At 74.7% G+C, this 649-nt stretch carries 1 pseudogene; it reads right to left on the minus strand.

The window, feature by feature from the left end:
* Positions 1–251: 251 nt before the first annotated feature.
* Positions 252–649: pseudogene (locus tag AB0O00_RS40375) on the minus strand (SAM-dependent methyltransferase); the annotation flags it as partial.

Consider the following 649-nt stretch of genomic DNA (forward strand, 5'->3'; position numbering starts at 1 on the left):
TTGGAGTGTGTCAGGAGTAACGAGGGGGGGGCGTCGGAGCCCGGCGGCGGGGGCGCCCCCCGCCGTGGGGCGCCCACGGCTCCACCACGGCCGCGGCCGCCGCGGCCCCGACGGACGCCGGCACCGGCGACATCACCTGGTACCAGCGCTGCGTCCCCGACCGCGGCTACGCCTGCCCGCCGTGGGCCACCTGCCTGCACACCACGATCGTCGTCTCCTGACCCACCGGCGGCCCCACGGGGGAGGGGCCGTCAGGCGAGCGCGGACCACGCCCGTCCGCCGCAGGGGCGGAAGCCGACCAGCTGGAACTCGACCGTCAGCGTCCCGTCCAGGACGCGCCCCTCCGTGGCCAGGACCTCGTGCTCCAGGCCGAGTTCGTCCGCGATGGCCTGCAGGCGGGGCCAGTTGCCGAGGCTGCTGAACCCCAGGGTGAGCCGGCCGTGCTCGGTCAGGTGGCGGGGCGCCTGCGCCAGGTAGGCGTGGTGGGCGGCGTAGTCGGGGTCGAAGAAGGCGTGGTGGAGGTCCGTCTCGTTGACGAAGCCGGCCGGCGGCTCGGCGAAGCTGGAGTTCCAGAAGACCAGGTCGAAGCGGTCGCCGGGCTCCAGAGCGGTGAACAGGTCGCTCTCCAGCACCCGGACCCGGTCCTCGA

This window comes from Kitasatospora sp. NPDC093558 (genome assembly GCF_040683475.1).
Taxonomy (GTDB): Bacteria; Actinomycetota; Actinomycetes; order Streptomycetales; family Streptomycetaceae; genus Kitasatospora.